We start from the raw sequence: 26,141 nt of genomic DNA on the forward strand, positions 1-26,141 counted from the left end.
CTTCGCGGGGACACATGGAGACGACAGAATGACATCCGATCTTACCTCCGCCCTTCGCCCTGCGTTCGTCATGACGATCCTGTTCGCGCTGCTGCTCGGGATCGTCTATCCCCTCGCGATGACCGGCATCGGACAGGCGATTTTCCCGACCCAGGCGAACGGCAGCCTCGTCGTCGCCGACGGCAAGGCGATCGGCTCGACCGTGGTCGGGCAGGCGTTCACCACCGATCGCTATTTTCAGACTCGCCCTTCGGCGGCCGGCAAGGGCTATGACGGGCTCGCCTCGTCGGGGTCGAACCTTGGGCCGACCAGCCAGGCGCTCGTCGATCGGACCAAGGCCGATGTCGCCAAGCGTCGCGCGGAAGGTGTGACCGGGCCGTTGCCCGCCGATCTCGCCACCGCGTCGGGGTCGGGGCTAGACCCCGACCTGTCGCCCGCCTCGGCCTATGCGCAGGTCGCGCGCGTCGCCCGCGTCCGTGGCGTGGCTGCCGACAAGGTCCGCGCGCTGGTGGCCGCCAATGTCGACGGCGCGCTGTTCGGAATCCTCGGCGAACCGCGCGTCAACGTCCTGGCGCTCAACCGCGCCCTCGACGCAACCGGGCCGCACGCAACGGGCGCGCGTTGAACGACGACACGCGACCATCGCCCGAGGCCCTTCTCCGACAGGCGTCGCAGGAGGGTCGCGGCCGTCTGAAGATCTTCCTCGGCGCCGCGCCCGGGGTCGGCAAGACCTTCGAGATGCTCTCCGAAGGCGCCGAACGCCGTCGCGCCGGCGTCGACATCGTCATCGGCGTGGTCGAGACGCATGGCCGCGTCGAAACCGAAGCGCTCACCCGCGGGCATGAGATCGTGCCGCGCAAGCCGATCCCCTATGAGGGGCGGACGCTCGACGAGATGGATCTCGACGCGATCCTCGCGCGCGCGCCGACGCTCGTCCTGGTCGACGAACTCGCGCATACCAACGCGCCCGGCAGCCGCCACCCCAAACGCTATCAGGATGTCGAGGAGCTGCTGGCCGCGGGCATCGACGTCTATTCGACGATCAACATCCAGCATATCGAGAGCCTCAACGACGTCGTCGCGTCGTTCACGCGCGTGCGAGTCCGCGAAACCGTCCCCGACAGCATCGTCGAGGCGGCCGAGATCGAGGTCGTCGACATCCCGCCCGACGAGCTGATCGAGCGGCTGAAGGCGGGCAAGGTCTATCTGCCGCAGGAGGCGACGCGCGCGCTGGCGCATTTCTTCTCGAAGTCGAACCTGTCCGCGCTGCGCGAACTCGCGCTGCGACGTGCGGCGCAGGCGGTCGATGCGCAGATGCTCGAACATGTCCGCGCGCTCGGCGTCGGCGGCACCTGGGCGGGGGGCGAGCGGATCGTCGTCGCGATTAGCGAATTGCCCGGCGCGCTCGGCCTCGTCCGCGCGACCAAGCGGATCGCCGATGCGATGCACGCGCCCTGGACCGCGGTATATATCGAGACGCCGCGCGCGCAGGGTTTCGGCGAGGCCGAGCATCGCCAGCTCGCCGGCGTGTTCAACCTCGCGACGCAGCTCGGCGGCGACGTCGCGACCGTCCCCGCGGCCTCGGTGGTCGACGGCCTCAAGACCTTCACGACCGAGGCGCGCGCGACGCAGCTGGTGGTCGGCAAGTCGACCCGGTCGCGCTGGTTCGAGATGCGCCACGGCTCGGTCGTCGACCAGATGGTCCGCGAGACGCCGGGGATCGCGGTGCATGTCCTGCCGATGGAGGGGGGCACCACGCGGGGCCGGCGGAGACATGTCGGCGGCTGGGGCAGCAAGGCGGGTTACGCCTGGACGACGGCGATGGTGGCGGGCGTCACCGGCGTGGCCAGCGCGCTGTTCCACATCCTCAACCTCGGCAACGTCGCGCTGCTGTACCTGCTTCCGGTGATGGCGGCGGCCAGCCTGTTCGGCCTGCGCACGGGGCTGTTCGCGGGGATCGCCTCGTCGGTCGCGTACAATTTCTTCTTCCTGCCGCCGACCGGCACGCTGACGATCAGCAACCCGGAAAACGTGATCTCGATCCTCGTGCTGCTCGGCATCGCGTTCGTGACGAGCCAGCTCACCTCGCGGGTCCGCGCGCAGGCCGACATCGCCGCGGCCAGCGCACGCACCAACGCCGCGCTCGCCGGGTTCCTGCGGCAGATGACGTCGCTGAACGAGCCCGTCGCGCTCGCCCGCGCGATCTGCGAGGAGATCGGGCGGCTGTTCGACGTGCGCGCGGTGATCCTCGTCGCCGAAGACCCGGGCCTTGCGGTGCAGGCGGCGAACGGCGCGGACTACCGGCTCGAGACGATGGAGATGGCCGCCGCGCAATGGGCGTATGACAATGGCGCGCCGGCGGGACGCGGGTCGGGGACGCTGGCGGCATCGGAATGGTTCTTCCAGCCGCTCCGATCGGGCGAGCGCACGCTGGCGGTACTCGGCCTCGCGCGCGACGTCGGCGGCGATCCGGTGCGGTCGGACCAGCTGCCGCTGCTGATGAGCCTGGTCGATCAGGCGTCGCTGGTGCTCGAACGCGCGCGGCTGGAGGTCGAGATGCGCGACGTCGATGCGGTGCGCGAACGCGATCGGTTGCGGCAGGCTTTGCTGTCGTCGGTCAGCCACGACCTGCGCACGCCGCTGACCTCGGTGATGGCGGCGGCGGCGGAACTGCACCGCGGCGTCACCCCCGAACTGATCGCCACGATCGAGAGCGAGGCGGCGCGGCTCAACCGGTTCGTCGGCAATCTGCTCGACATGGCGCGGGTCGAGGCGGGCGCGCTCCGGCTGCGGCTCGAGCCGACCGACCTGACCGATGCGGTCGCCGGCGCGGTCCACGATACCAAGCGCGTGCTCGAGGGGCATGCGATCGACCTCGACGTCGCGCCGAACCTGCCGCTGGTCCGCATCGATCCGCAGCTGCTCCACCACTGCCTGCTCAACCTGCTCGACAATGCCGGGCGCTATGCCGACCCGGGCACGCCGGTCGTGGTGCGCGCCGAGCATCGTTTCGGGATGCTCCGGCTGTCGGTGATCGACCAGGGGCCTGGTCTGCCACCCGGCCGCGAGAAGGAGGTGTTCGAGACGTTCCGCCGCCTCGAAGGCTCCGACCGCGCGATCGGCGGGACCGGGCTGGGGCTTGCGATCGTCAAGGCGTTCGCCGAAGCGATGGGGATGGGGGTCGAGGCCGGCAACCGCGAAGACCGGCCCGGCGCACGGTTCTCGCTGTGCTTTCCCAAGGACCTGCTCGTCCGCGAGACCGATGGAGCGAATGTGTGAGCGGACAGACCATCTTGATCGTCGACGACGAGCTGCATATCCGGCGGCTGCTGCGCAACACGCTGGAGCGGGCGGGGTACGGCGTCGAGGAGGCGGTCGACGCGCGCGAGGCGCTGCGGATTGCGGGCAGCCGGCCGTTGACCGCGGTGCTGCTCGATCTCGGGCTGCCCGATCGCGACGGCCTGGAGCTCGTGCCGCTGTTGAAGAAGCTCGGCGATCCGATCGTGCTGGTCGTGTCGGCGCGCGAGGCGACCGACCAGAAGGTCGCCGCACTCGATCTCGGCGCCGAGGATTACGTCACCAAGCCGTTCGATACCGAGGAGCTGCTCGCGCGGCTGCGCGTGGCGTTGCGCGGGCGCGGCGAGGCGACGGCGCGCCCGACGATTTTGCGCGCGCACGGCGTGGAGATCGATTTCGAGCACCGGCTGGTGCGGCGCGGGGAGGAGGAGGCGCACCTGACCCGCAAGGAGTATGACGTGCTGTCGGCACTCGCGGCGCATCCGGGCCGGGTCGTGACTCACCAGCGGATCCTGGAGGCGGCGTGGCCGACGGACCATGACCGGCGGATCGAATATCTCCGCATCGTCGTGCGCAACCTGCGGCAGAAGCTTGAAGGCGCAGGCGGTGTCGGCAGCGTGATCGCGAACGAACTCGGCGTCGGCTACCGGCTGCTCGTCGACGCCTGAGTCGACCAACAGCATGTGTCCCCGCGAAGGCGGGGACCCAGACTGGGCTCCCGCCTTCGCGGGAGGACAAGGGGGCGTGGGCTCGTGGCCTGCGCCAAGCGTCGGGATGACGATGTCACGCACTATGCGAAGACTATGGTGCCCCCGCGATATCGATCTCGAACGCTTATGCGACGGTCGATAGCTGGGGTGTCGCATGACCGACGCCTCCCGCCTCCGTACCGATCTCAGCCTGCGCGCGGGCGGCGTCCTGTCGCTGGTGATCGCCGTCACCGCGATCCACGCGCTCGCGGGTCTGCATCCGGCGAACGGCGTGCTTGCGCTGCTGCTCGCGATGATCGGCTTCCTCTGCGCGAGTGCCGGTGCGATGCTGGTGGTCGTCGGCGGGCATATCCACGACCGGGTCCGGATCAGCGCGCGCTGGCGCCGCGTCGAGCGATAGGGCGCGCCCGGGGCGGGACCTGTCGACGCGCGCGCGCGACGGCCTTATGCTACCGCGTTGCAGCATAATGACGACAAGGGAGCGTTCCGCATGATCGGTCGACGCGAAGTGATGACCGCGCTGGGTCTGTTGGGTGTCCTCCCGCAGGCCGCCGCGGCGATGCGGACAGCGCCCGGCAAGGCGACCCCGTTCTCGTGGGAGGCGCTCCAGCAACGCGCCGCGACGCTGGCCACAAAGCCGTACAGCGCGCCCGCCAAGGTCACCGCGGCCGCCGCGATCGATTACGACAAGGTGGGCAGCATCCGCTTCCGTGCCGACAAGACGCTGGCTGGCGGTATCCGCCTGTTCCCGCTCGGCCGCTACGCCCCCACGCCCGTCGCGATCAACGTCGTCGAGGGCGGGCAGGCGCGCCGCATCGACTTTGCGCGCGACCTGTTCGAGGCGGAGGAGGGCCATGCCGCCGCGCTGGGCATCGCCGGCTTCCGCGCGATGGCGCCGGGCGGGACCAGCGACTGGATGGCGTTCCAGGGCGCCTCCTATTTCCGTACCGCCGGCGCGCAGGACCAGTACGGCCTGTCCGCGCGTGGCCTTGCGATCAACACGGGGCTTCCCGGTCGCGAGGAATTCCCCGACTTCACCGAATTCTGGATCGAGCGCACCGGCGCCGACGCCTACACGATCTACGCGCTGATGGACGGCGCGAGCGTCACCGGCGCGTACCGGTTCGAATCGCGGCACGTCGCGGGGGGCGGCGTCGAGCAGCGCGTGTCCAGCGTCCTCAACGTCCGCCGCGACATCGAGCGGCTCGGCATCGCGCCCGCCACCAGCATGTTCTGGTACGGCGAGGGCAACCGCGCCGCCGCGGTCGACTGGCGTCCCGAGATCCATGACTCGGACGGTCTCGCGCTGCTCACCGGCGCGGGCGAACGCATCTGGCGGCCGCTCAACAACCCGCCGCACGAGACGCTCGACAGCTTCGCCGACCAGGCGCCCAAGGGCTTCGGGCTTATCCAGCGCGACCGCAATTTCGATCATTACCAGGATGACGGCGCGTTCTACGATCGCCGGCCCAATCTCTGGGTCCAGCCGCAGGGCGACTGGGGCAAGGGCGCGGTGATGCTCTATGCGTTCCCGACCAACAGTGAGACGGTCGACAATATCGTCTCGTTCTGGACGCCGGCGGTGCCTGCCAAGGCGGGCCAGCGGTTGCAGTTCGACTATACTTTGTCGTGGCGATCGACTGATCCGACCGCGGTCGCGAGTGCGGCGCATGTCGTCGATTGCTGGCAGGGCATCGCCGGACGACCGGGGGCGGAGCCGGTGAAGGGCGCAAGGAAGCTCGTGGTCGATTTCCTCGGCGACGGGCTTGCGGGCCTCGATCGGCAGAGCGGCGTCACGCCCAAGATCGATGTCGTCCGCGGCAAGGTACTGGCGAGTGCGGCCTATCCGGTCGTCGGCCAGAAGAACCGCTGGCGGATTACCGCGGACATCGCGCCCGATGCGCAGGGCCCTGCCGACGTCCGGCTGTTCCTCACGCGCGGTGGTCGCGCGCTCAGCGAAACCGTCCTGATCCCGATCTTTTGATGCAGGCGACCTCGGCCATGATGCCCGGCGAATCGCCGATCGAGATGCCGCCGCAGCGGTTCGACGGGCCGCCACCGCCCTGGACCGCGCCTGAATCTGGGCCGGGGATGGTCGTGTCGTCCGACGACATGCTGGCGCGCCGGATCATCCTCGTGCTGATGACCGGGCTGCTCGCGACCGCGGCCTCGTCGGCGGTGCAGGAATCGCTGCTCGCCGACGGGCTCAGCCTGTGGGACGGCGCGCTGCTCGCGCTGTTCTTCCCGCTGTTCGCGTGGATCGCGTTCGGCTTCATGAACGCCGCGATCGGTTTCGTGCTGTTGATGACGGGCGGGCATCCGGGGTTCGTGCCCACGCCACGCCAGTCCGAACCGCTCGAGGGCCGCACCGCGATCCTGATGCCGGTCCACAACGAAGATATCGCGGCGGTGTTCGAGCGGATCGCGTGGATGGCGCGCGCTATCGCGGCGGGTGGTGTCGCCGATCGGTTCGACATCTTCATCCTGAGCGACTCGGGCGAAGCGGCGGAAGCGTCCGAGGTCGCCGCGTGGCAGGCGCTCGCACCGACGATCGACTGCGCGCTTTATTACCGGCGCCGCACGGTGAACGTCGGGCGCAAGCCGGGCAACGTCGCGGAGTGGATCCGGCGGTTCGGCGGCGGCTATCGCTATATGCTGATGCTCGATGCGGACAGCCTGATGGGCGGCAACACGATCATTGGCATGGCGCAGGTGCTCGAACGCCGGCCTGCGGTGGCGTTGCTCCAGACCGTGCCCGCGGTGATCAACGGCGTGACGTTCTTCCAGCGGTGGATGCAGTTCGCGAGCCGGTTGTACGGTCCGATCTCGACCGCGGGCCTCGTCTGGTGGTCTGGGTCGGAGGCGACCTTCTGGGGGCATAACGCGCTGATCCGGATCGAGGCGTTCGCGAGCAGCTGCGGGTTGCCCGATCTCCCGGGCCGCGCACCGTTCGGCGGCGTCATCATGAGCCACGACATGGTCGAGGCGGCGCTGCTGCGTCGGCGCGGCTGGCGCGTCCACATGCTGATGACCGAGGAGACGTTCGAGGAATATCCGCCGACTCTGATCGACGCGGCGGTGCGCGACCGGCGCTGGGCGCAGGGCAATATCCAGCATCTGAGCTTGCTCGGCGCGTCGGGGTTCCACTGGGTCAGCCGGCTGCAACTGCTGATGGGCGCATCGGCGTTCATCACCTCGCCGGTGTGGCTGCTGATGATCGCGACGAGCGTCGTGCAGGCGCTGATCGGCGAGCGCAACATCGTCGAGGCGCAGACCTCGCTGCAGGTGCTGGCGGTGACGTTGTTGCTGCTGTTCGGGCCCAAGCTGCTGAGCGTGATCTGGGCATTCTCGAATGCCGAGCGGCGGGCGGGGTTCGGCGGACGGCGTGGGATCGTCCGGTCGGTGCTGATCGACGTGCCGTTCTCGATGCTGTCCGCGCCGGTGATCGCGCTGACGCAGACGATCGATCTGGTCGGGATCCTGATGGGGCGCAAGTCCGGCTGGGCGCCGCAGAACCGCGATGCGCATGAGCTGTCGCTGGCGGATGTGATGCCGCGCTATCGCTGGCATGTCGGGGTGGGCGTGGCGCTGTTGCTGGTGACGCCGTTCGCGCCGGTCACCGCGGCCTGGCTTGCGCCGGTGACGCTGGGACTGTTGCTCAGCCCGTTCCTGACGATGCTGACCGCGAGCGAGAAGGCGGGGCGGTGGGCGTCGTCGCACGGGATGTTCGTCGAGCCCGGCGAGCATGTGTCGGTGTTGTCGCGGCCGTCGCTGCCGGCCCCCACGGCACTCTAACGCCCCACGTCATCCTGACGAACGTCAGGATCCAGGGTAAAATGCGGTGTCGTTCCTGGCTCTGGGTCCTGACTTTCGTCAGGATGACGGAGGGGGTGTCAGGCCTTGTGCCCGCTCAACTGCGCCCCCGCATCCTTGGCGAACCGGCGGTTCCAGATCGTTGCCGACGCCGACACCGCCGTCACCACCAGGAACGCCAGCGTGAAGTCGGTCAGTGCTGGCCGCGTCGCGCCCGTGCCGAGCATCCCGACATGCAGCGACGCCGCGCCGACGCAGATGCCGAGCGACAGCATCAGCTGCTGGAACGTCGCGTAGAAGCTGGTCGCGCTGCTCATCCGCGACGACGGGATCTCGTCATAGGCGATCGTGTTGTACGCCGAGAACTGGAACGACATGAAGAAGCCCGAGAGCATCAGCACGCCGAAGATCGCCGGGACCGGCCAGTCGGGGCGGAACAGCCCGGCGACGGCATAGCCCGAGCTGGCGCACAGGCCGCCGACGATCAGGCTGTTGCGGAACCCGAAGCGGCGCAGCACGCGCGGCGCCAGGCTCTTCATCGCGAGCGAGCCGATCGCACCGGCGATCGTGATCGCGCCGCTCGCCGCCGCGGTCATGCCGAAGCCCAATTGGAGCATCATCGGCAGCAGGAACGGCTGCGCGCCCTGCGTGATGCGGGTCAGCGATCCGCCGATCACCGACAGGCGGAAGGTCGGGATCCGCATCAGCGACAGGTCGAGGATCGGGTCGCTGCGCCGCTTGGCGTGACGAATATAGGCGACGCCGGCGACGAGCCCGACCGCGATCAGCGCGATCGCGCGCGATAGTTCGCCGGTGCGGCTGGTCATCTCGAACCCGAACAACAGGCAGCCGAGCGACACGCCGGACAGGATGAACCCGGGCACGTCGAACTTCGCTGGCCGATCCTCGCGGACCTCGCCGATGAAGCGAGTCACCAGCACGACGCCGAGCAGCCCGATGGGCACGTTCAGATAGAAGATCCAGCGCCAGTCGAGATAGGTGACGATCGCGCCGCCGACCGGGGGCCCCAGGATCGGGCCGATCAGCGCGGGCATGATCAGCCACGACATCGCCTGGACCATGTCCTCCTTGGCGACGCTGCGCAGCAGGACGAGGCGGCCGATCGGGATCATCATCGCGCCGCCCAAGCCTTGGAGGAAGCGCGCGCCCATCATGAACGGCAGGCTAGTCGCCTGACCACACAGCATCGATCCGCCGACGAAGATCAGGATCGCCGCGCGGAAGATGGTGCGCGAGCCGAACCGGTCCGCCAAGCGTCCGCTCGCCGGGATGAAGATCGCGAGCGCCAGCAGATACGAGGTCAGCGCGGAACTCATGCTGGTCGCGGGCACGCCGAAATCGCGCGCCATGGTCGGCAGCGCGGTCGCCAGCACGGTCGAATCCATCTGCTCCATGAACAGCGCGCAGGCGATGATCAGTGCGGTGATCCGGTAGTTGCTGGGCGTATGCGGTCGCGCGTCCGGGTCCTTGGCGACGCGCGCGATGGTGTCGGCGGCGGGCATGATGCCGTCGCGGATCTCGCTGTTGATCGACGCCAGCCCGCGCCGACGCAGCCTCATGCCTGCCACCCCCCGCCCAGCGCCTTGAAGACGTCAACCTGGCGATCGACGAGCAGCGCATCGGAGGCGGCGAGGTTCGCCTGTGCGGTGGTGAGCGCGGCCTGCGCGGTCAGCAGCGACAGGAAATCGGTGCGGCCGAAGCGGTAGAGCGTCCCCGCCTGATCCGCGGCGCGCGCGGCGCTGGACTGCGCGCGGCGCAGCGCCGCGTTGCGGTCGCCTTCGCGCGCATAGGCGGACAGCGCGGTCTCGGTCTGGCGCAACGCCTCGAGCGTGGTCGAATCGAACTGCGCGAGCGCCTGGTCGGCACTGGCGCCCGCCTGCGCGATCTGTGCGCGGACGACCGGTCGATTGGGGAAGCTCCAGCTGATCAGCGGCCCGAGCCCGACATGGAACGCGTTGCCCGAGCCAAGCGACGACACGGGGCCGGTGAAGCCTGCCGAGCCGCCCAGGCTGACCTGCGGATACAGGTTGGCGGTCGCAACGCCGATCCGCGCGGTGGCGGCGGCCAGCGTGCGTTCGGCGCCGCGGATGTCGGGGCGGCGGCGGATCAGCGCGCTGCCGTCACCGATCGGCAGCGGACGGGTGAGAGCGGGCGGCCTGGCGCACGTCGCGACGTCCTTCGGATAGTCCGCGGGGGTGCGGCCCATCAGCGTGGCGAGCCGGTACAGCGCGGCGGTGCGCGTGGCGATCTGCGCGGGGATCAGCGCCTCGCTCTGGTCGACCGCGGTGCGCGCGCGGGTCACGTCGAAGGCGGTGCCGCGGCCGCCGCGTTGCAGGCGTTGCGTCACTCCCAGCGTCTGGCGTTGCAGCGCGAGCACGCGGTTGTTCGCGGCGAGCACCATGTTCGCGGTGCACGCCGCGGCATAGCTGCGCGCGGTCTCGGCGGCGACGGTCACGCGGACCGTGTCGCGCGCGGCAGCGACTGCCTCGGCATCGCCTTGCGCCGCCTCGATCCCGCGGCGGATACGGCCGGACAGGTCGAGCGGGTAGGCGAGCGTGATGCCGAGATTGTAGTCGAGCGTACCGGGCAAGTTGCCGCCGCTCGTATAGGGCCGGTCGAGCGACGTGCCGCCGCCGAGCACGGTCGACAGCGTCCGCCCCGCGGCGACCTCGGCGACGACCGCATCGGCGCGGCGCAGGTTCGCATCGGCGGCGCGCAGATCGGTGTTGGCGGTCAGCGCTTCGGTCACGAACCCGTCGAGGCGGGGATCGCCGTAGAGTTGCCACCAGTGATCGGGGAGCGGCGTGTCGACGAAGACCTTTTCGGTGCCGCTGTCGAATTTGCCCTGCGCGGCGGGGCGGTTGACGACGGCGGTGTCGGGGCGCGCGTAGTTGGGGCCGGCGGTGGTGCAGGCGGCGAGGCCGAGCGCGAGGATGCTCGCGGCGATACCGCGACGCTTGAGGGCGGGGGCAACCCCACCCCCTCCGTCATCCTGACGAAAGTCAGGATCCAGAGCCGCAAACGGCGTCGCTCGTAACCCTGGATCCTGACTTTCGTCAGGATGACGGACTAGCAAGGGAGAGGCGGAACGCGTGCGCATCATGTCGCCGCCCCCGGCTGGACCTTGGGCTGCACCGTGACCGTCGCCGTCCGGCCGACGATCAGCTGCGTGCCCTTGGGAACCCGCGTCAGCTTCACGCGCACCGGGATGCGTTGCGCGAGGCGGACCCAGTTGAACGTCGGGTTGACGTTGGGCAGCAGGTTCGTCGTGTTCGTCCGCTCGCTGTCGTTGATCCCCGCGGCGATGCTGTCGACCCGACCCTGCAGCGCCTGCGGTTCGCCCATCAAATGCACCAGGACCGGGTCGCCGAGATGGATGCTGCCGAGCTTGGTTTCCTCGAAATAGCCCTCGACGCGCAGCGAATCGGTGTCGACCAGCGCCATCGCCTGCGCGCCCGTCGCGATATAGTCGCCGGGGTGGAGATCGAGGTTGGTGACGATCCCGTGCACCGTCGCGCGCACCGTCGTGCGCGCAAGGTTGAGCGCGGCGGTCGAGCGCGCGCTTTGCGCCTGCGCAAGCGCGGCCGACGCGGTGGCGACGCGCGCGACATTCTGCTCGTGCGTTTCCTTGGCGACCAGATCGCCCAGCGCCAGGTCGCGCTGTGCCTCGCGCCGCGCCTGGAGCAGAGTCGCGCGCGCGCTCGCGATCGACGCGTCCGACTGCGCCAGCGTCAGTTCGAACCGCGGGCGATCGACGACGAACAGCACGTCGCCGGGCTTCACCGCCTGGTTGTCGTGCACCGCGACGCGCGTGACGAGGCCGGCGACATCGGGGGTCACGCGGACGATATCGGCGCGGATATGCCCGTCGCGCGTCCAGGGATCGGTCTCGTACCGCTTCCACAGCCAGAGGGCGACCAGCACCGCGAGCGCGACGATGACAATCGTGACGGCGGAACGGCCAAGCGGGGCGAGCAGCGATTTCAGGCGGGCGGTCATGCGGGAGGTCCGGTCAGCAGGGCAAGCAGCCCGAGGATGAGGAAGAAGAGCGCGAGATCGACGAGCGGCCGATACGTCACCGCGCGGTAGAATCCGGCAAAGGCGAGCAGCCGGGTGGCGATCGCGGTCAGCAGCACCGCGGCGATCGCGAGCAGGAGGATGCTCGGCAGGTAGACGCCGCCGATCGAGATTTCACCGGTCATGCAGGGCGTCCATAGGCGTGGGCCGAGGGGAAGAGGTTGCGCCGCAGCGAGGTGAGCGCGAGGATACCGGTCCGGTGGCGATCGGGCGCAGAGGTCGCGAACCCCGCCATCGCGGTGTCGATCCCGGCGAGCAGCTCGGGTTCGGGCGGCGCGGGCTCGTTGGGCCGCAGCGCCCGGTAATGCGCGCCGATACCGCGCAGGACCGGCGAGATCATCGCGGCCTCGTCCGGCGTACCGTCGAGCCGCAACTGGCGCAGCTCGCCGACCGAGACGCCGACGCGCAGGTCGGTCAGCGCATCGAGCAGCGGCTTGCCCGGATCCTCGCCCTGCAGCGCGAGGCGCGGCGCGAGCAGGCCGATCCGGTCGAGCATCCGCGCGACCCAGCCCGCGGCATCGGGTCGTCCGGGCGAGTCGCTGCGCGTCGCCAGTTCGCGCCAGCCCGCGCGGATCAGCCGCCGCGCGCTGGTATCCGCGCCGATCGTCTGGAACAGGCCGACGGTGATGACCGCGAACAGCGTCCCGATCAACTGCGAGATGCCGCCATTAACGAAGCTATCGAAGCCGCCGCCGAACCGGTCGTTCAGCCCGACCGTGTTGAGCCCGCCGAGCAACGCGCCCAGCGTCACCAGCAGAGTCGCCGGCCGCGCGAGGAACATGCCGCCGATCAGCATCGGTGGCGCCAGCACCGCCGCCAGCGTCACGAAATCGGTCACGCGCGGCAGGATCGCGAACGCATAGACCGCCGAGACGACGAGGCCGATGATCGTACCGTAGAAGAACGCCATGATCGCCGGCGCCGGGTCGTCGCTGTTGCCGAACAGCGCGCAGCACACGCCGGCGATCAGCACCGCGCCGGCACCGTCCGCCCAGCCCGTGCCGATCCAGAACGCGCAGCCCAGCAGGATCGTCATGATCGTGCCCGCCGCCGCCCGGAGCGCGATGCCGCGATCGCGGTGGAGCGGGCGCTTGGCGGTGCGCGCGAGCAGGCGCGCGACGGCGGGGGTGACGGGGGAGCGCGACGGCGAGCGCATCTGGTCGCGCAGGTCGCGCGCGTTGCGATGCGCGTCGATCAGTTCGGCGAGCCGCGCCAGCAGGCTGAGCCGCAACGCGTCGCGCCAGATCAGGCCGTCGCCGACGGGCGGCTCCAGCGCGTGGGCGCGGGCGATCAGCGCCTCCGCGCTCGCGCCGCGCCGCTCGGTCTGCGGCGGGTCGCGCAGCCATTCGCGGACGTCCTCGATCAGCGCGAGCGCCTCGGGGCGGGGCGCGTCGGCGCCGCGAGTTAGCTCGACGATCCGGTCGTCGACCGCGCTGGCCAGCGGCAACAGCATCGACAGCTCGGCCTGGAGCGCACGCAGCGTCCGCACGCGCGGCAGCAACCGCGCGGTGTCGAACGGCAGATGGATGGAGAGCTGGTGCAGCTCGTTGATGTCGAGCGCGAGCCGGCGGCGGTCGCGGTCGAGCTTGGTATCGGACGCCCCGGCGAGCGAATCGCGCGACCAGCGTTCGGCATCCGCCAGGATCGCGTCGATCCGCCCGAGCAACGCGGCGGTGACGGTCTGCGGAAAGACGAACCCATGGATCAGGCTCCCGCACAGGATGCCGATCGTGATCTCCTGCACGCGCAACGCCGCCGTCGTGAACACCGCGCCCGGCGCCGCGACCGAGGGAAACCCGATGATGCTCGCGGTATAGCCGGCCAGCAGGAAGACATAGGCGCGCGGGGTCCGGTCGAGCAGCGAGATATAGAGGCACACGCCGAGCCACAGTGCGAGGCCGAGCGACAGCAGTTCGGGCGCGTTGACCAGGTTGGGCACCAGCACCACCGCGGCGACCGCGCCGAGCACCGTTCCCGCGACGCGGAACACCGCCTTCGACAGCACCGCACCTGCGAGCGGCTGCGCGACGATGTACGACGTCGTCACCGCCCAATAGGGCCGGGTCAGCCCGATCCGCAGCGCGATATAATAGGCCAGCATCGCCGCGATCAGGCATTTGACGGAGAAGAGCGCTTCCTTCGCGCCGAACCGGGCGAGGATCATCGTGCGCGATCCGCCGCGAACCGCGCCGCGAGCTGCTCCGCGACGCGCAGCGCGACGGCCAGATCGTCGTCCGTCACACCGTCGAGCATCTCGTGCCGCAAGGTGCCGAACTTCGCCTCGATCGTCGTCACCAGCGTGCGGCCATGCGTGGTGAGGCGGATCCGGCTGACACGGGCATCCGCCGGGTCGCGGCGGCGCTCGACGAGCCCGGCTGCGGTCATCTGGTCGATCGACCGGACCAGCGAGGCCTGCGTCACGTCGAGCTCGCTCGCCAGGTCGGTCTGGCGGATGTCGTCGCCGAGCCGGCTGACCTGCACCAGCGCCCACCCGATCGACGCGGACACGTTCATGTCGCTGAGCGCGCGATCCGCCGCCCGTCGCCACATCTTGGCGAGCGGCAGGAGCGTGCGCGCATAGGAGGATTCGAGCGAACGGCGGGGAGAAGTCATTAGCGTGCTAAGTAATGGCGTTTACTTATGCTGCAATGCGGAATCGATTCATGACAGAAAAGTTAGGATCGGTTCCGGCTTGATACTGTTGCGCTGCCCGCGTGCCGTCATGAAACAGGGACAGCCGCGCCCCCGTCATCCTGACGAAAGTCAGGATCCAGAGCAAAGCAGGGCAGGGGCGCGTTACCCTGGATCCTGACTTTCGTCAGGATGACGGGAGAAGGGAGGGTGCGGACCCCCGTCGCGAACAGGCGTTACTCGACCGCCAGGATCACATGGCTCGCCTTGATCAACGCGAGCGCGCGCGTGCCGATCTGCAGGTCGAGCGCGTCGGCACTCTCCCTGGTCACGGTCGCGGTCAGCGTCTTGCCGGGCGTCAGTTCCAGCGTCACTTCGCTGGCGATCGCACCGTCGTCGCGGGCGATCACCGTGCCCGCCAGCGTGTTGCGCGCCGAGGTGCGGAGGCCATCGTCACCGCGCGCCAGGATGACGAAGCTCGACTTGATCAGCGCGAGCGCGGTCGCGCCGGGGACGAGGCCGAGATCCTCCACACTGCCGCGCGTGATCGTCGCGACGATCTCGATCCCCTCGGCGACGGCCAGCGTCACCTCGGCATCGATCGTCCCCGGCGTCACCCGCGACACGGTGCCGCGCAGGACGTTGCGTGCGCTCGTCTTCATCCCGATTCCCCATAGCAATGGCTTCAGCGACAGCCCGTTCGACACGCTCGCCTCGATCCGCGCCATCGCGCTGGCAAGCTCGGCTTCGGCCACCGCATAGCCGTCGAGCACCGCGATGCCGGCGTCGGTGATCGGGCTCGCGCCACCGTCCTTGCCGCCCGCCGCGGGCAGCACGAGCGGGCGGTCGAACAGGTTGTTCATCACCTGCACCGCGTCCCACGCCGCCTTGTAGCTCAGCCCGACGACCCTGGCCGCCGCGCTGATCGAGCCGCTCGCCCGGATCGCACGGAGCAGCGCGATCCGCTCGGCACCGACTCGACCGGTCTGGTCCTTGGCGAGCATGATCGTGGCGTGGAGAGCGGGGTCCGTCATGGCCGCCCTCATACGCAATGGAAGGTGCGGACGCTAAGCCCGATCATACGCGGTTCGCCGGGGCCAGCTCAGGCGAGAAGCGCGACGATCTCCGCGGCGATCTCGGCGGGCAGGCGCGACGCGCCGTCGCTCACCGTCGAGACGGTCGCCCACCGCCCGAGCAACCCCGCCTTCGCCATCGCTGCATAGTTGGTGCGCACGCGGTCCTGCAGCCCGGTATCCGCCTCATACGCATCGAACGCATCGTCGGTGTAGGACCGTTTGCGCTTCTTCAGGATCAGCCCGCGCGCGATCGCGGCGGGGGTGTCGAGATAGACGGACAGGTCGGGTTTGGGCAGCGCGAACGACCCCGTCTCCAGGTCGGCGATCCACGCCATCATCGCGTCGGCCTCGTCGGCAGCGACCTGCGCCGCCTGATACGCCATGTTCGACGCGATGTAGCGATCGAACACCACGACATCGTTCGCCGCCATCGTCGCGAGCAGGTGATCGCGCGATTCCATCCGGTCTAGCGCGTACAGCACCGCCGCCGCCCTGGGCGACGTGTCGCGCGGCAGCGTGCCCGCCAGCATCGCGCCGAGCGCCCAGCCGCCGACCGTCTCGGTATAGCGCGGGAACGACACGACCTCGGCGGTGCGGCCGGTGGCGCGCAGTTGCTCGACCACCAGTGCCGAGGCGGTGGCCTTGCCCGCGCCGTCGGCGCCTTCGATTGCCAGGAGAAAACTCATCACGCTGCCCTAGCAAGGCGGGGGGCCCTAGCAAGCCTTACCGGCTCACCAAAGCCTGCAAATCGATCAGCCCGCGCAGCAGCGACGTGCCGCCCGGCGACGCGATGTAGCGCGGCGTCCAGTTGGGCCGGAACTTCTCCTTGTACGCGCGCAGCCCCGCAAAGCCGTAGAATCGCTCGCCGTGACGGAACAGGAACGCCGCCACCTTCGACCAGGTCGGCGACAGCCGCCGCGCCTCGATCCCCGACAGCGGCGCCATGCCGAGCGAGAAGTGGCGATAGCCGTGCTCATGCCCCCACAGCATCAGCCGCGTGAACAGGAAGTCCATGCCCCCCTGCGGCATGTCCTCGGCATGGCGCATCAGATCGACCGACAGCTCCTGCTTGTTGGGCGTCCCCCAGACATTGGCGAACGCGACGATGCGGCCCTCGGTCCGCACCACCGCGCAGTCGAACTGGGCGAGATAGCCCGGCTCGAACCGGCCGACGCTGAAACTCTTCTCGGCATGATGCTTGTCGGCCAGCCACCAGTCGGAGATCGCCTGCAGTTCGGGAATGATCGCGGGCATGTCGGCGGCGGGCACGACCGCGAACGCCGCGCCCGCGCGTTCGGCGACCCGGCTCGCCTTGCGAACGCTGCGCATGTCGGGCGTGTCGAGCGTGAAGCCGTCGAGCTCGACGGTCGCCTCCTCGCCATATTTGACGAGCTTCAGCCCCATCTCGATCGCGATCGGCACGATCCTGAGGCCGATCTGGTAGAGCAGCAGGCGGCCCTGCGCGGCATCCGCGCGCGCACGGATCGCCCAGAGCAGTTCGGACCAGGCCTCGCTCGGCCCGACCGGGTCGCCCAGCACGATCCAGCTCGCGCCCTTGACCTGGTACATCAGGAACGCGTCGCCGCTGTCCGACACCAGGAAGCGCTTGTCGCCGGTAAAGGCGAGCATCGCATCGGTCCGGTCGGCATGCGCCAGCGCGGCGGTCGCGACGTCGTCGGGCAGCGTGTCGTGGAGGACGGGGATGGGGGCCGCCGCGAACAGCCGCCAGATCGCCGCGCCGATCAACAGCAACCCGACCGCGAGGCTGGTGCGCAGGAAGCGCGAGGCGTTGCCGTTGGTCTCGAACTGCCACCACAGGTCGCTCGAATAGCCGACCCGGCGATAGGCGAAGAACCCGATCAGCACCGACAAGCCGATTGCCGCGCCGACGCCGACCAGCCATTCGGGCGACAAGGGTTCAGCGGTCAGCCGCGTGCGCCGGTAGAACGCCGCGCGCGTCCATTGCAGCGCCGCGGCGGTGAGCAGCAGGATCGTCGCCTCCTCGTAATCGAGGCCCTTGGCGATCGACAGCAGCGCGCCCGCGATGAGCAGCATCCGCGCCGCCCAGAACGCCCCGTCGAGCCGGCGGTAGAGCCCGAGCGCCACGAACAGCAGCATGACGCCGACGAGGCTCGCCGCGACATGCGCCATCTCGCTGATCGGCAGCGGCAGGATCGTCGCCAGCGTATCCATGCGTCCAGGCGCGGCGGGCAGCGCGCCCGATACTAGCAGCATCGCCCCGCTCAGGAACACCAGCACGCCGAGCAGCAGCGGCGCCAGCGGCAGCGCGATCGCGAGCGGATCGGGACCGCGGCCGGGCTCCCGGTTGCGCCCCCGGTTTCTCCATTGCCGCCCCTCGTGGACCGCGATCAACACCGCGGCCAGCACCAGCGGCGCGACATAATAGATGATGCGATAGGCGAGCAGCGCCGCGAGGATCGTCGCATTGTCCTGCGGCATCGTCGCGATGATCACCGCCTCGAACACGCCGAGCCCGCCGGGCACATGGCTGATCAGCGCGACGACGATCGCCACCGCATAGCCGAGGAACAGCACCGGATAGAGCTCGGGCGAGGCGTTCGGCAGCAGCACGAACAGCGCGGCACTCGCCGCCGCAAGGTCGACCGTCGACACCAGCACGAGCGCCAGCGCCTGCCGCGCATCGGGCAGCGGCAGTCGCCAGCCGAACAGCGCGAGCGCCCCGCCGCGGCGATAGCGCAGGACGATCGCCAGCATCGCCAGCGGGATCGCGATGCCGATCGTCCGCTCGAGCAGCGGCGGCATCGTCCATTTGACGATCGGCAGCATCCCCGGATGCAGCGCCATCGACAGGCAGGCGACGGTGATCACGCCCGCCCAGAACGTCACCCCCGCAATCAGGACGACGCGTGCGACGGCGGCCTCGTCGAGCCCGGCGCGGCTATAGACGCGGTAGCGTGCGGAGCCGCCGGTCAGCATCGCAAGGCCGAGATTGTGGCTGATCGTGTAACTGGTGAACGACGCGACCGCCGCGGTGCGCCACGGCAAGGGATGGCCGATCACCTTGAGCGCGATCGTGTCGTAGAAGGTGAGCGCGATATAGCTGACGATCGTCAGTGCGATCGACGCGGACAATTCGGGCCAGCCGAGCGCCGAGAAGGCGGCGCGCACCTCCGACAGGCGGATCTCCGCGGTCAGCTTGTGGATCGCCGCGAAGCCGAGCACCGCGACGACCAGCACCGCCAGCGCGATCAGCGTCCCGCGCCGGTGCGCGACCCAGTCGCGGATCCGCGATACGTGGGTCAACCGCGGCGCCACGTCTGTGTCTTGCACAGGAAGCCGCCGATCAGGCACCCCTTCACCGCGATCGTGTTCGCGTCGAGCAAGGTCAGCGTCGAGCCGAAGGTGCGACCCATGTCGGGGACGAAGATCTGGCCCGACCATGTGTTGCGACCATGGGGACGGTATTCGCGGAGCAGCGCGGTACCGATCAGCTTCGGGGTGCCGCCGTCGCGCGCGTCGGCCTGCGCCTCGTCATCGGCGCGCACGACCCAGCCGCACAGCTTGTCGCCGCACGCACCGGTCTTCACCGCCACGCTGTTCTTCGGATTATGCCAGACGCCTTCCACCGGCGACGCTGGAACGGCCCCCCCCGCGATCATCGCGAGCGCCAACACTGCAGGAATCATCGGTCGATCCTCAATCCGCGAATACGAACCGCGAGAGCACGTCGTAGAGCGCATCCGTGTCGCGGTGAAGCGGGTGTCCGCCGGGCAGCGCGATCCGCCGCGCATTGGCTTGCGTCAGCCGCGGGCACAGGCTTTCCGCCTCGTCGACGCCCTGCACGCAGAGCAGAGGTGCCCAGGTGAGCCTGCGCGCCGTCGGCATCGCATCGGTGGTCGGTGTCCAATAATCGAACACTTCGCTCGGCGAGGCGCGAAACTGGACGGTGGTCTCGGGCACGACCAGCGCGACCCTGGCGATCTTCGCGCGCAGGTCGGCGGGCAGTCCGATGAGCCCGACATGGAGCATGTCCGCGCCGAACGACTGGCCGATCAGCACGACCCGGTCGGCATGGCCGAACCGCAGCGCGCGCTGTTCGGCGCGGGCGATCAGCCTCGTGATCTCCGCGGGCGTCCGTGTCGTGCGCAGATAGGTGAGCGTGTTGACCGCCACCACGGGGACACCGTCGGCGGCGAACCGGTGCGCGATCTGCGGTGCCATGCCGATCTTGTAGCCGAGATCGCCGGTCAGCAGCACGACGGCGAACGCGCGCCGCGGCGTGGTCGCAGACTCGAGCGCGGGAACATCGGTGAAGACCGGTCCGCCGAAATAGCCGAGCCAGCCCATGAAGGCCGTCGCGCCAAGCACGACCACGACCAGAGCGAGCAAGGATCGGCGCAACCATGTCATCCGCAACCGATTGCACGCGTTCGGATGATCGACAAATGGAGCCCGAATGACGTTTTTTTCACGCGCCCCCGCCCGTGACTCAAGCGGGGCGCTGTCGTTCAACCGCGCGTTAGTCCGGCTTGTGCGCGAGCCGTTCGTGGTGGCGGATCACCTCGTCGATGATGAAGCGCAGGAATTTCTCCGAAAACTCGGGATCGAGCTGCGCCTGCGCCGCCAGCTGCCGTAGCCGCGCGATCTGGCGTTCCTCGCGGCCGGGGTCGGCGGGGGGCAGGTCGTGCAGCGCCTTGTGGCGGCCAACCGCCTGCGTCACCTTGAAACGCTCGGCGAGCATGTGGATCAGCGCCGCATCGATATTGTCGATGCTCTGGCGATATCCGTTCAGCAGTTCGTCGGCCACCCGCGCACCCTTTCGTTGGTTCGAAGCGCCTTTTGCGGGCGCGCGCCCTCTTGGGCAAGCGCAGAAGGGGGCCGCGATCGGCGCCAAGGGTTGCTTTGCCGGGGCATAGGCGTCAGAGGCTCGGGGAGATGAGCGCCACCGTCCACCGCCTCGAAGCCGTACGTCCCAATCCCGAGTCCCAGCCGTCGCTGGACCCGATGGTCAAGCTCGTCACCGGCGATATGGATCAGGTCAATGCCGTGATCCGCGGCCGGATGGAGTCGGAAATTCCGTTGATCCCCGAACTCGCCGGTCATCTGATCGCGGGCGGGGGCAAGCGGATGCGGCCGATGCTGACGCTCGCGAGCGCGCAGCTGATCGGTTATTCTGGCACCCAGCATCACCTGCTCGCCGCTGCGGTCGAGTTCATCCACACCGCGACGTTGCTCCATGACGACGTCGTCGACGGGTCGGACCTGCGCCGAGGCAAGCGCACCGCGAACATCATCTGGGGCAACCCCGCCAGCGTGCTGGTCGGCGATTTCCTGTTCAGCCGCAGCTTCGAGCTGATGGTCGAGGCGGGCAGCCTGAAGGCGCTCAAGATCTTGTCCTCGACCAGCGCGGTCATCGCCGAGGGCGAGGTGAACCAGCTGTCCGCCGCACGCCGCGTCGATCTCGGCGAGGAGCGCTATCTCGACATCATCGGCGCGAAGACCGCCGCGCTGTTCGCGGCCGCCTGCCGGATTTCCGCGGTCGTCGCGGATCGCCCCGAGGCCGAGGAGGCCGCGCTCGACGCCTATGGTCGCAACCTCGGCATCGCGTTCCAGCTGGTCGACGATGCGATCGACTATGTCTCGGATGCGGACACGATGGGCAAGGATGCCGGCGACGATTTCCGCGAGGGCAAGATGACGCTGCCGGTCATCCTCGCCTATGCGCGCGGCTCGGCTGAGGATCGCGCCTTCTGGAAGGACGCGGTCGAGGGCCGCCGCGACAGCGACGCCGACCTGCAACACGCGATTCGCCTGATCCGCTCGACGCGTGCGATCGACGACACGTTCGCGCGGGCCCGCCATTACGGCCAGCGCGCGATCGATTCGATCGGCGGCTTCGCCAACGGTCCCGCCAAGGACGCGATGATCGAGGCGGTCGAGTTCGCGGTCGCCCGGGCGTACTAAGGTAAATCCCAGCCCTGGCGGGACAGGATCAAGCGCAGACACAAAAACGGCGGCCGATCGCTCGGCCGCCGTTCTCGTTTCTAGAACAGGCTAGGGCTCAGCGGCACTTCACGTTGCCGCGATCGACCGAGCGGCCGAGCAGTGCGCCGCCACCGGCACCCGCCAGCGTACCCAGCGTCCCGCCACCGATCAGGTTCGCCAGCGCGCCGCCGCCGAGCGCACCGATCACCAGACCGGTCGTGCCGTCGTTGCGCTTGCAATAGGCGCGGCCGTCATTGCCGCGATAGATGCGGTCGTTGCGGCCGAGACGACGCTCGCGGTAGTTGCCGTTCTGGTAGCTGCGCGACGGATCCCAGTTGCGGTCGTCGCCACGCCAGTTGCGATCGCCACCACGACGGTCGTCACGATCCCGGTGATCGCGGTCGCGTCGGTCGTCGTGACGCTGGGCGGTCGCCGCGGTCGGCAGCATCGCCGGGGCGGCAACTGCGACCGACATCAACGCGGCGATAAGATGCTTCTTCATGAGATACTCTCCTGATCTGTGTCAGGGTAACCCGCACCGAGCCGGAAAAGTTCAAACCGTCGACGCGTCCGCCATCGAGCAGTCATGGTCGCCGCCGGTCTCGACCTGCAACGTCGCATGCCCGATCCCGAACCTGTCGTGCAGCATCGTCCTGGCATCGCTCAGGAAATGATCGCCGGGGTGGCCGCCTGGCATGACCAGATGCGCGGTCAGCACGGGTTCGGTGGTGCTCATTGGCCAGATGTGGAGATCGTGGATCTTCTCCACGCCGGGGAGGCCGCACAGCGCCGCATCGACATCGTCGAACGCAATCCCGCGCGGGACGGCGGACAGCGACATCTCGACCGTCTCGCGCAGCAGGCCCCAGGTCTGCCAGAAGATGAGGATCGCGATCACGATGCTCACCGCCGGATCGATCCAGCTGAGCCCGGTGCGCCAGATCACTATCCCCGCGATCACCACGCCTGCGGAGACGAGCGCGTCGGCCGCCATGTGCAGATACGCGCCGCGGATGTTGACGTCGCCCTTGCGCCCGCGCGCGAACATCCAGGCGGTGATCGCGTTGACCGCGATGCCGACGCCCGCAACCATTGACACGGTCAGCCCGGCGGTGGGGGCCGGATCGGAGAAGCGCTGCGACGCCTCGAGCACGATCGCGCCGAGCGCGACCATCAACAGCAGCGCGTTGGCCAGCGCGGCGAGGATCGTCGAGCCCTTCAGCCCATAGGTGAAGCGCTTGGTCGGCGCGGTCCGCGCGAGCATCGTCCCGCCCCAGGCGACGACGAGGCCGAGCACGTCGGACAAATTATGCCCCGCATCGGCGAGCAGCGCGACCGAGTCGATCCGCAGGCCGACAATGGCTTCCACCGCGACGAAGACGATGTTGAGCCCGATCCCGATCGCAAACGCGCGGTCGAACGAGGCTGGCGCGTGGCTATGGCCGCCATGACTGTGCCCGGCATGACTTTGGTCATGGCCTTGAGAATGCTCGTGATGATGTCCGCCCAACGCCCGCGCTCCACTGATTCGGCTGCCGCGTAGCATCGTCGTATCATGAGATACTAGGACGCGAGATCAACGCGCTATGCATTCCCCAACCCCTGTCCGTCATCCCAGCGAAAGCTGGGATCCAGAGCGGCGGATGCTGCGGTCCGTTACGCTGGATCCTGGGTCGAGCCCAGGATGGCGGCGTGTCGGGGGCGGGGGGAATCACCCCTCGCTGGCGAGCGCCTTCAACCGGTACAGCGCGTCGAGCGCGTCGCGCGGGCTCATCGCGTCGATGTCGAGCTTCGCCAGATCCTCGCGGAGCACGTCGCACGCGACCTCCTCGATCTGCGCGGCCGCGGCGAACAGCGGCAGGTCGTCGAGCCCCGCGGCGATCCCGCCGGTCTTCGCGCGCCCCGCCTCGAGCTTGGCCAACACCGCCTTCGCGCGCGCCACCGTCGCCGGCGACATCCCCGCGAGCCGCGCGACCGCAAGCCCGTAGCTGCGATCCGCCGGCCCGTCGGCGAGCTCGTGGAGCAGCACCAGCTCGCCCTTCCACTCGCGCGCGCGGACATGGTGCAGCGACAGCGCCTCGCAGCGTTCGGCCAGCCGCGTCAGCTCGTGATAATGCGTCGCGAACAGGCAACGGCACCGGTTGTCCTCATGGATCGCCTCGACCACCGCCCAGGCGATCGCGAGCCCGTCATAGGTCGAGGTGCCGCGCCCGACCTCGTCGAGGATCACGAACGATCGCGGCGTCGCCTGCGCGAGGATCGCCGCGGTCTCGACCATCTCGACCATGAAGGTCGATCGCCCGCGCGCGAGATTGTCCGACGCGCCGACTCGGCTGAACAGCCGGTCGACCAGCCCGAGCGTCGCCTTGGTCGCGGGGACATAGGAGCCCGCTTGTGCCAGCACCGCGATCAGCGCGTTCTGGCGCAGGAAGGTCGATTTACCGCCCATGTTCGGGCCGGTGACGAGCCACAGCCGCGAACTCTCCGACAGGTTGCAGTCGTTCGCGACGAACCGGTCGCCCGATTTCGCGACCGCGGCCTCGACCACCGGGTGCCGCCCGCCCTCTATCTCGAAGCACGCGTGGTCGACCAGCGACGGCCGCGCCCAGGCGCCTTCCGCCGCGCGCTCGGCGAGGCCCGCCGCAACGTCGAGCCGCGCGAGCGCATCCGCGGTCGCGGCGATCGCCTCGCGCCCCGCCAGCGCCTGCGCGGTGAGTTCCTCGAGATGCGCCGCTTCGGCCGCCAGCGCATGCGCGCCCGACTGCGACACCTTCGCCGCGACCTCGTGCAGCGCAGGCGTGTTGAAACGCACGACACCCGCCAGCGTCTGGCGATGCGTGAAGCCGCTCTCGGGCTTCATCAGCGGGTCGGCGGCGCGCGCGGGCACCTCGACATGATAGCCGAGCACGCCGTTATGGCGGATTTTCAACGCGGTGACACCGGTGGTGGTGCGGAACTCGGCCTCCAACGCGGCGATCGCGCGCCTGCCGCCCGCGCCCGCATCGCGCAGGTCGTCGAGCGCGGCGTCATAGCCTGCCGCGATATAGCCGCCATCGGACGATTCGATCGGCGGCGACGGCACCAGCGCGCGCTTGAGCAGGTCGATCAGCGCGCCATGCCCGCGCAGCCGCGGCGCGATCTCGCGCAGCAGCGGCGGCGGCGAGTCGATCCCGTCGAGCCGCTCGCCCAGGCTCCATGCGCCGTCGAGCCCGTCGCGCAACTGGCCGAGATCGCGCGGGCCCCCGCGCCCTGCCGCGAGCCGGCCGAGCGCGCGGCCGATATCGGGGAGCGCGCGCAGCGTCGCGCGCAACCGCTCGCGCGCGGCCTGGTCGTCATGGAACAGCCGGACGAGATCGAGCCGCGCATCGATCGCGGCTGCATCCATCAGCGGCGCGCCGAGATCGGCCCCCAGCAACCGCGCGCCCGCGCCCGTGACGGTGCGGTCGACCGCGTCGAGCAGGCTGCCCTTGCGGACGCCGCCGGTGGTGCAGGTGAGCTCGAGGCTCTCGCGCGTCGCCGCGTCGATCGCCATCGTTTCGGCGGCGCGACCGATCCGCGGCGGGCGCAGGAAGGGCATCGTGCCCTTGGCGTTATGCTCGAGATACGCGACCAACCCGCCGGCCGCGGCGAGCGAGGCGCGGCCGAACTGGCCGAATCCGTCGAGCGTCGCGACGCCGTAGAGCCGCTTCAGCCGCGCCTCGCCCGCGGCGCTGTCGAAGTCGAGCTTCGGCCGGAGCGTGGTGGCGGCCGCCTCGAACACGCTCGCCTCCGCGGCGACGACTTCCGCCGCGCCAAGCCGCGCGAGTTCGGCGTCGACCGCGTCGGCTGCGACCTCGACGATCTCGAACCGGCCGGTCGAGACGTCGGCGGCGGCGATCGCGAGGCTGCCGCCGACCTCGCCGATCGCGACGCACCAATTGTCGCTGCGGGCGTCGAGCAACGCCTCCTCGGTCAGCGTCCCCGCCGTAACCACGCGGACGATCGCGCGCGCGACGAGCGCCTTGGAACCGCCGCGCGCCTTGGCCTCGGCGGGGCTCTCGACCTGTTCGGCGATCGCGACGCGGTGGCCCGCCTTGATCAGGCGTTGCAGATAGACGGTCGCGGCATGGACGGGGACGCCGCACATCGGGATCGGCTTGCCCTCATGCTCGCCGCGCGCGGTCAGCGCGATGTCGAGCACCGCGGCGGCGGTCCGCGCATCGTCCATGAACAGCTCGAAGAAATCGCCCATGCGGTAGAACAGCAGGCAGTCCTGCGCCTCTGCCTTCAGGCCGAGATACTGCGTCATCATGGGGGTAGGGGCGGGGTGCGACATCACGGTGCGGGTAGCGAAAAGCCGCGCCCCGTAAAACCCCTCTCCCCTCGGGGAGAGGGAGGGGCCCGCGCGCAGCGTGGGAGGGTGAGGGGCGTGAGGCTCGGGTGCGCACCCCAACCGCCCCTTATCCGCACCACCCCCGCTCATCACAACCACCCCGGCGAAGGCCGGGGCCCAAGTGGGGGATGGCGGTAACGAAGGACGGTCTGTCCTTACTTCAGCCTTCCTACTTGG

General features: G+C 69.5%; 22 protein-coding genes. 7 read left to right on the forward strand and 15 right to left on the reverse strand.

Annotated features, from left to right (window positions below):
- Nucleotides 1-28 precede the first annotated feature (28 nt).
- From kdpC to mdoH, 6 genes are all read left to right on the forward strand, one after another.
- A complete protein-coding gene (gene kdpC / locus ASE79_RS11100; protein ID WP_056416216.1) occupies nucleotides 29-625 on the forward strand; it encodes a potassium-transporting ATPase subunit KdpC in 597 nt (198 codons plus the stop codon).
- On the forward strand, nucleotides 622-3,279 hold the full coding sequence (locus tag ASE79_RS11105) for a sensor histidine kinase (RefSeq protein WP_056416220.1): 2,658 nt from the start codon (nucleotides 622-624) through the stop codon (nucleotides 3,277-3,279). Before kdpC ends, ASE79_RS11105 begins: the two co-directional genes overlap by 4 nt.
- Entirely contained in the window at nucleotides 3,276-3,965 is a 690-nt protein-coding gene (locus tag ASE79_RS11110) for a response regulator transcription factor (RefSeq protein ID WP_056416223.1), read from the forward strand. Before ASE79_RS11105 ends, ASE79_RS11110 begins: the two co-directional genes overlap by 4 nt.
- A 196-nt stretch (nucleotides 3,966-4,161) precedes the next feature.
- Nucleotides 4,162-4,407: a hypothetical protein gene (locus ASE79_RS11115; RefSeq protein WP_056416226.1), complete on the forward strand. Its 246-nt coding sequence runs from the start codon at nucleotides 4,162-4,164 to the stop codon at nucleotides 4,405-4,407.
- 90 nt (nucleotides 4,408-4,497) lie between these two features.
- Nucleotides 4,498-5,991, forward strand: a complete 1,494-nt coding sequence (locus ASE79_RS11120; protein ID WP_056416229.1) for a glucan biosynthesis protein — start codon at nucleotides 4,498-4,500, stop codon at nucleotides 5,989-5,991.
- Nucleotides 5,991-7,802, forward strand: a complete 1,812-nt coding sequence (gene mdoH, locus ASE79_RS11125; protein WP_235516883.1) for a glucans biosynthesis glucosyltransferase MdoH — start codon at nucleotides 5,991-5,993, stop codon at nucleotides 7,800-7,802. The genes ASE79_RS11120 and mdoH overlap by 1 nt, the downstream gene beginning before the upstream one ends.
- 98 nt (nucleotides 7,803-7,900) lie before the next feature.
- Here the strand turns inward: mdoH and ASE79_RS11130 are convergent, their stop codons facing one another.
- The 12 genes from ASE79_RS11130 to ASE79_RS11185 form a co-directional block, all read right to left on the reverse strand.
- Nucleotides 7,901-9,400, reverse strand: coding sequence for a DHA2 family efflux MFS transporter permease subunit (locus ASE79_RS11130; protein ID WP_156359660.1), 1,500 nt, complete (start codon nucleotides 9,398-9,400; stop codon nucleotides 7,901-7,903).
- A complete protein-coding gene (locus ASE79_RS11135) occupies nucleotides 9,397-10,941 on the reverse strand; it encodes an efflux transporter outer membrane subunit (RefSeq protein WP_082445257.1) in 1,545 nt (514 codons plus the stop codon). The genes ASE79_RS11130 and ASE79_RS11135 overlap by 4 nt, the downstream gene beginning before the upstream one ends.
- Nucleotides 10,941-11,840: an efflux RND transporter periplasmic adaptor subunit gene (locus tag ASE79_RS11140; protein WP_056416234.1), complete on the reverse strand. Its 900-nt coding sequence runs from the start codon at nucleotides 11,838-11,840 to the stop codon at nucleotides 10,941-10,943. The genes ASE79_RS11135 and ASE79_RS11140 overlap by 1 nt, the downstream gene beginning before the upstream one ends.
- Nucleotides 11,837-12,043, reverse strand: a complete 207-nt coding sequence (locus ASE79_RS11145) for a DUF1656 domain-containing protein (RefSeq protein ID WP_056416237.1) — start codon at nucleotides 12,041-12,043, stop codon at nucleotides 11,837-11,839. The genes ASE79_RS11140 and ASE79_RS11145 overlap by 4 nt, the downstream gene beginning before the upstream one ends.
- Nucleotides 12,040-14,082 (reverse strand): FUSC family protein, encoded by a 2,043-nt coding sequence (locus tag ASE79_RS11150; RefSeq protein WP_056416239.1) that lies wholly within the window; start codon nucleotides 14,080-14,082, stop codon nucleotides 12,040-12,042. Before ASE79_RS11150 ends, ASE79_RS11145 begins: the two co-directional genes overlap by 4 nt.
- A complete protein-coding gene (locus tag ASE79_RS11155; RefSeq protein WP_056416242.1) occupies nucleotides 14,079-14,531 on the reverse strand; it encodes a MarR family winged helix-turn-helix transcriptional regulator in 453 nt (150 codons plus the stop codon). The genes ASE79_RS11150 and ASE79_RS11155 overlap by 4 nt, the downstream gene beginning before the upstream one ends.
- A gap of 254 nt (nucleotides 14,532-14,785) precedes the next feature.
- Nucleotides 14,786-15,583, reverse strand: a complete 798-nt coding sequence (locus ASE79_RS11160) for a TOBE domain-containing protein (RefSeq protein WP_056416246.1) — start codon at nucleotides 15,581-15,583, stop codon at nucleotides 14,786-14,788.
- A 68-nt stretch (nucleotides 15,584-15,651) separates the two neighbouring features.
- Nucleotides 15,652-16,311 carry a dTMP kinase gene (locus tag ASE79_RS11165; RefSeq protein WP_056416249.1) on the reverse strand — a complete coding sequence of 220 codons (660 nt, stop codon included), beginning with the start codon at nucleotides 16,309-16,311 and terminating at the stop codon, nucleotides 15,652-15,654.
- A 37-nt stretch (nucleotides 16,312-16,348) separates the two neighbouring features.
- A complete protein-coding gene (gene mprF, locus ASE79_RS11170) occupies nucleotides 16,349-18,910 on the reverse strand; it encodes a bifunctional lysylphosphatidylglycerol flippase/synthetase MprF (protein ID WP_235516885.1) in 2,562 nt (853 codons plus the stop codon).
- Nucleotides 18,907-19,293 carry a DUF2147 domain-containing protein gene (locus ASE79_RS11175; protein WP_056416250.1) on the reverse strand — a complete coding sequence of 129 codons (387 nt, stop codon included), beginning with the start codon at nucleotides 19,291-19,293 and terminating at the stop codon, nucleotides 18,907-18,909. The genes mprF and ASE79_RS11175 overlap by 4 nt, the downstream gene beginning before the upstream one ends.
- 10 nt (nucleotides 19,294-19,303) lie before the next feature.
- Complete coding sequence (locus ASE79_RS11180) at nucleotides 19,304-20,017, reverse strand: AcvB/VirJ family lysyl-phosphatidylglycerol hydrolase (RefSeq protein ID WP_156359663.1); 714 nt, start codon at nucleotides 20,015-20,017, stop codon at nucleotides 19,304-19,306.
- 109 nt (nucleotides 20,018-20,126) lie between these two features.
- Nucleotides 20,127-20,414: a chorismate mutase gene (locus tag ASE79_RS11185; RefSeq protein WP_056416252.1), complete on the reverse strand. Its 288-nt coding sequence runs from the start codon at nucleotides 20,412-20,414 to the stop codon at nucleotides 20,127-20,129.
- 128 nt (nucleotides 20,415-20,542) lie between these two features.
- Here ASE79_RS11185 and ASE79_RS11190 point away from each other — a divergent pair, with 128 nt between their 5' ends.
- Entirely contained in the window at nucleotides 20,543-21,571 is a 1,029-nt protein-coding gene (locus tag ASE79_RS11190) for a polyprenyl synthetase family protein (protein ID WP_056416254.1), read from the forward strand.
- Between the two features lie 97 nt (nucleotides 21,572-21,668).
- On the opposite strand, the gene ASE79_RS11195 is transcribed toward ASE79_RS11190, so the two are convergent.
- The 3 genes from ASE79_RS11195 to mutS all read right to left on the reverse strand — a co-directional run bounded on the left by ASE79_RS11195 (nucleotide 21,669) and on the right by mutS (nucleotide 25,883).
- A complete protein-coding gene (locus ASE79_RS11195) occupies nucleotides 21,669-22,094 on the reverse strand; it encodes a glycine zipper 2TM domain-containing protein (RefSeq protein WP_056416257.1) in 426 nt (141 codons plus the stop codon).
- 51 nt (nucleotides 22,095-22,145) lie between these two features.
- Nucleotides 22,146-23,102: a cation diffusion facilitator family transporter gene (locus ASE79_RS11200; RefSeq protein WP_056416260.1), complete on the reverse strand. Its 957-nt coding sequence runs from the start codon at nucleotides 23,100-23,102 to the stop codon at nucleotides 22,146-22,148.
- Between the two features lie 201 nt (nucleotides 23,103-23,303).
- Nucleotides 23,304-25,883: a DNA mismatch repair protein MutS gene (gene mutS / locus ASE79_RS11205; RefSeq protein WP_056416263.1), complete on the reverse strand. Its 2,580-nt coding sequence runs from the start codon at nucleotides 25,881-25,883 to the stop codon at nucleotides 23,304-23,306.
- Between the last annotated feature and the right edge of the window lie 258 nt (nucleotides 25,884-26,141).

The organism is Sphingomonas sp. Leaf28 (assembly GCF_001421685.1).
GTDB lineage: Bacteria > Pseudomonadota > Alphaproteobacteria > Sphingomonadales > Sphingomonadaceae > Sphingomonas > Sphingomonas aurantiaca.

Excerpts from the sequence above, each read along its gene's own strand:
- kdpC (WP_056416216.1), top strand. The coding sequence starts at position 29 with ATGACATCCGATCTTACCTCCGCCCTTCGCCCTGCGTTCGTCATGACG.
- ASE79_RS11160 (WP_056416246.1), bottom strand. The coding sequence starts at position 15,583 with ATGACGGACCCCGCTCTCCACGCCACGATCATGCTCGCCAAGGACCAG.
- ASE79_RS11155 (WP_056416242.1), bottom strand. The coding sequence starts at position 14,531 with ATGACTTCTCCCCGCCGTTCGCTCGAATCCTCCTATGCGCGCACGCTC.
- ASE79_RS11165 (WP_056416249.1), bottom strand. The coding sequence starts at position 16,311 with ATGAGTTTTCTCCTGGCAATCGAAGGCGCCGACGGCGCGGGCAAGGCC.
- mdoH (WP_235516883.1), top strand. The coding sequence starts at position 5,991 with ATGCAGGCGACCTCGGCCATGATGCCCGGCGAATCGCCGATCGAGATG.
- ASE79_RS11130 (WP_156359660.1), bottom strand. The coding sequence starts at position 9,400 with ATGAGGCTGCGTCGGCGCGGGCTGGCGTCGATCAACAGCGAGATCCGC.
- ASE79_RS11190 (WP_056416254.1), top strand. The coding sequence starts at position 20,543 with ATGAGCGCCACCGTCCACCGCCTCGAAGCCGTACGTCCCAATCCCGAG.
- ASE79_RS11195 (WP_056416257.1), bottom strand. The coding sequence starts at position 22,094 with ATGAAGAAGCATCTTATCGCCGCGTTGATGTCGGTCGCAGTTGCCGCC.
- ASE79_RS11175 (WP_056416250.1), bottom strand. The coding sequence starts at position 19,293 with ATGATTCCTGCAGTGTTGGCGCTCGCGATGATCGCGGGGGGGGCCGTT.
- ASE79_RS11115 (WP_056416226.1), top strand. The coding sequence starts at position 4,162 with ATGACCGACGCCTCCCGCCTCCGTACCGATCTCAGCCTGCGCGCGGGC.
- ASE79_RS11120 (WP_056416229.1), top strand. The coding sequence starts at position 4,498 with ATGATCGGTCGACGCGAAGTGATGACCGCGCTGGGTCTGTTGGGTGTC.
- ASE79_RS11135 (WP_082445257.1), bottom strand. The coding sequence starts at position 10,941 with ATGCGCACGCGTTCCGCCTCTCCCTTGCTAGTCCGTCATCCTGACGAA.
- ASE79_RS11180 (WP_156359663.1), bottom strand. The coding sequence starts at position 20,017 with ATGACATGGTTGCGCCGATCCTTGCTCGCTCTGGTCGTGGTCGTGCTT.
- ASE79_RS11145 (WP_056416237.1), bottom strand. The coding sequence starts at position 12,043 with ATGACCGGTGAAATCTCGATCGGCGGCGTCTACCTGCCGAGCATCCTC.
- mutS (WP_056416263.1), bottom strand. The coding sequence starts at position 25,883 with ATGATGACGCAGTATCTCGGCCTGAAGGCAGAGGCGCAGGACTGCCTG.
- ASE79_RS11150 (WP_056416239.1), bottom strand. The coding sequence starts at position 14,082 with ATGATCCTCGCCCGGTTCGGCGCGAAGGAAGCGCTCTTCTCCGTCAAA.
- ASE79_RS11140 (WP_056416234.1), bottom strand. The coding sequence starts at position 11,840 with ATGACCGCCCGCCTGAAATCGCTGCTCGCCCCGCTTGGCCGTTCCGCC.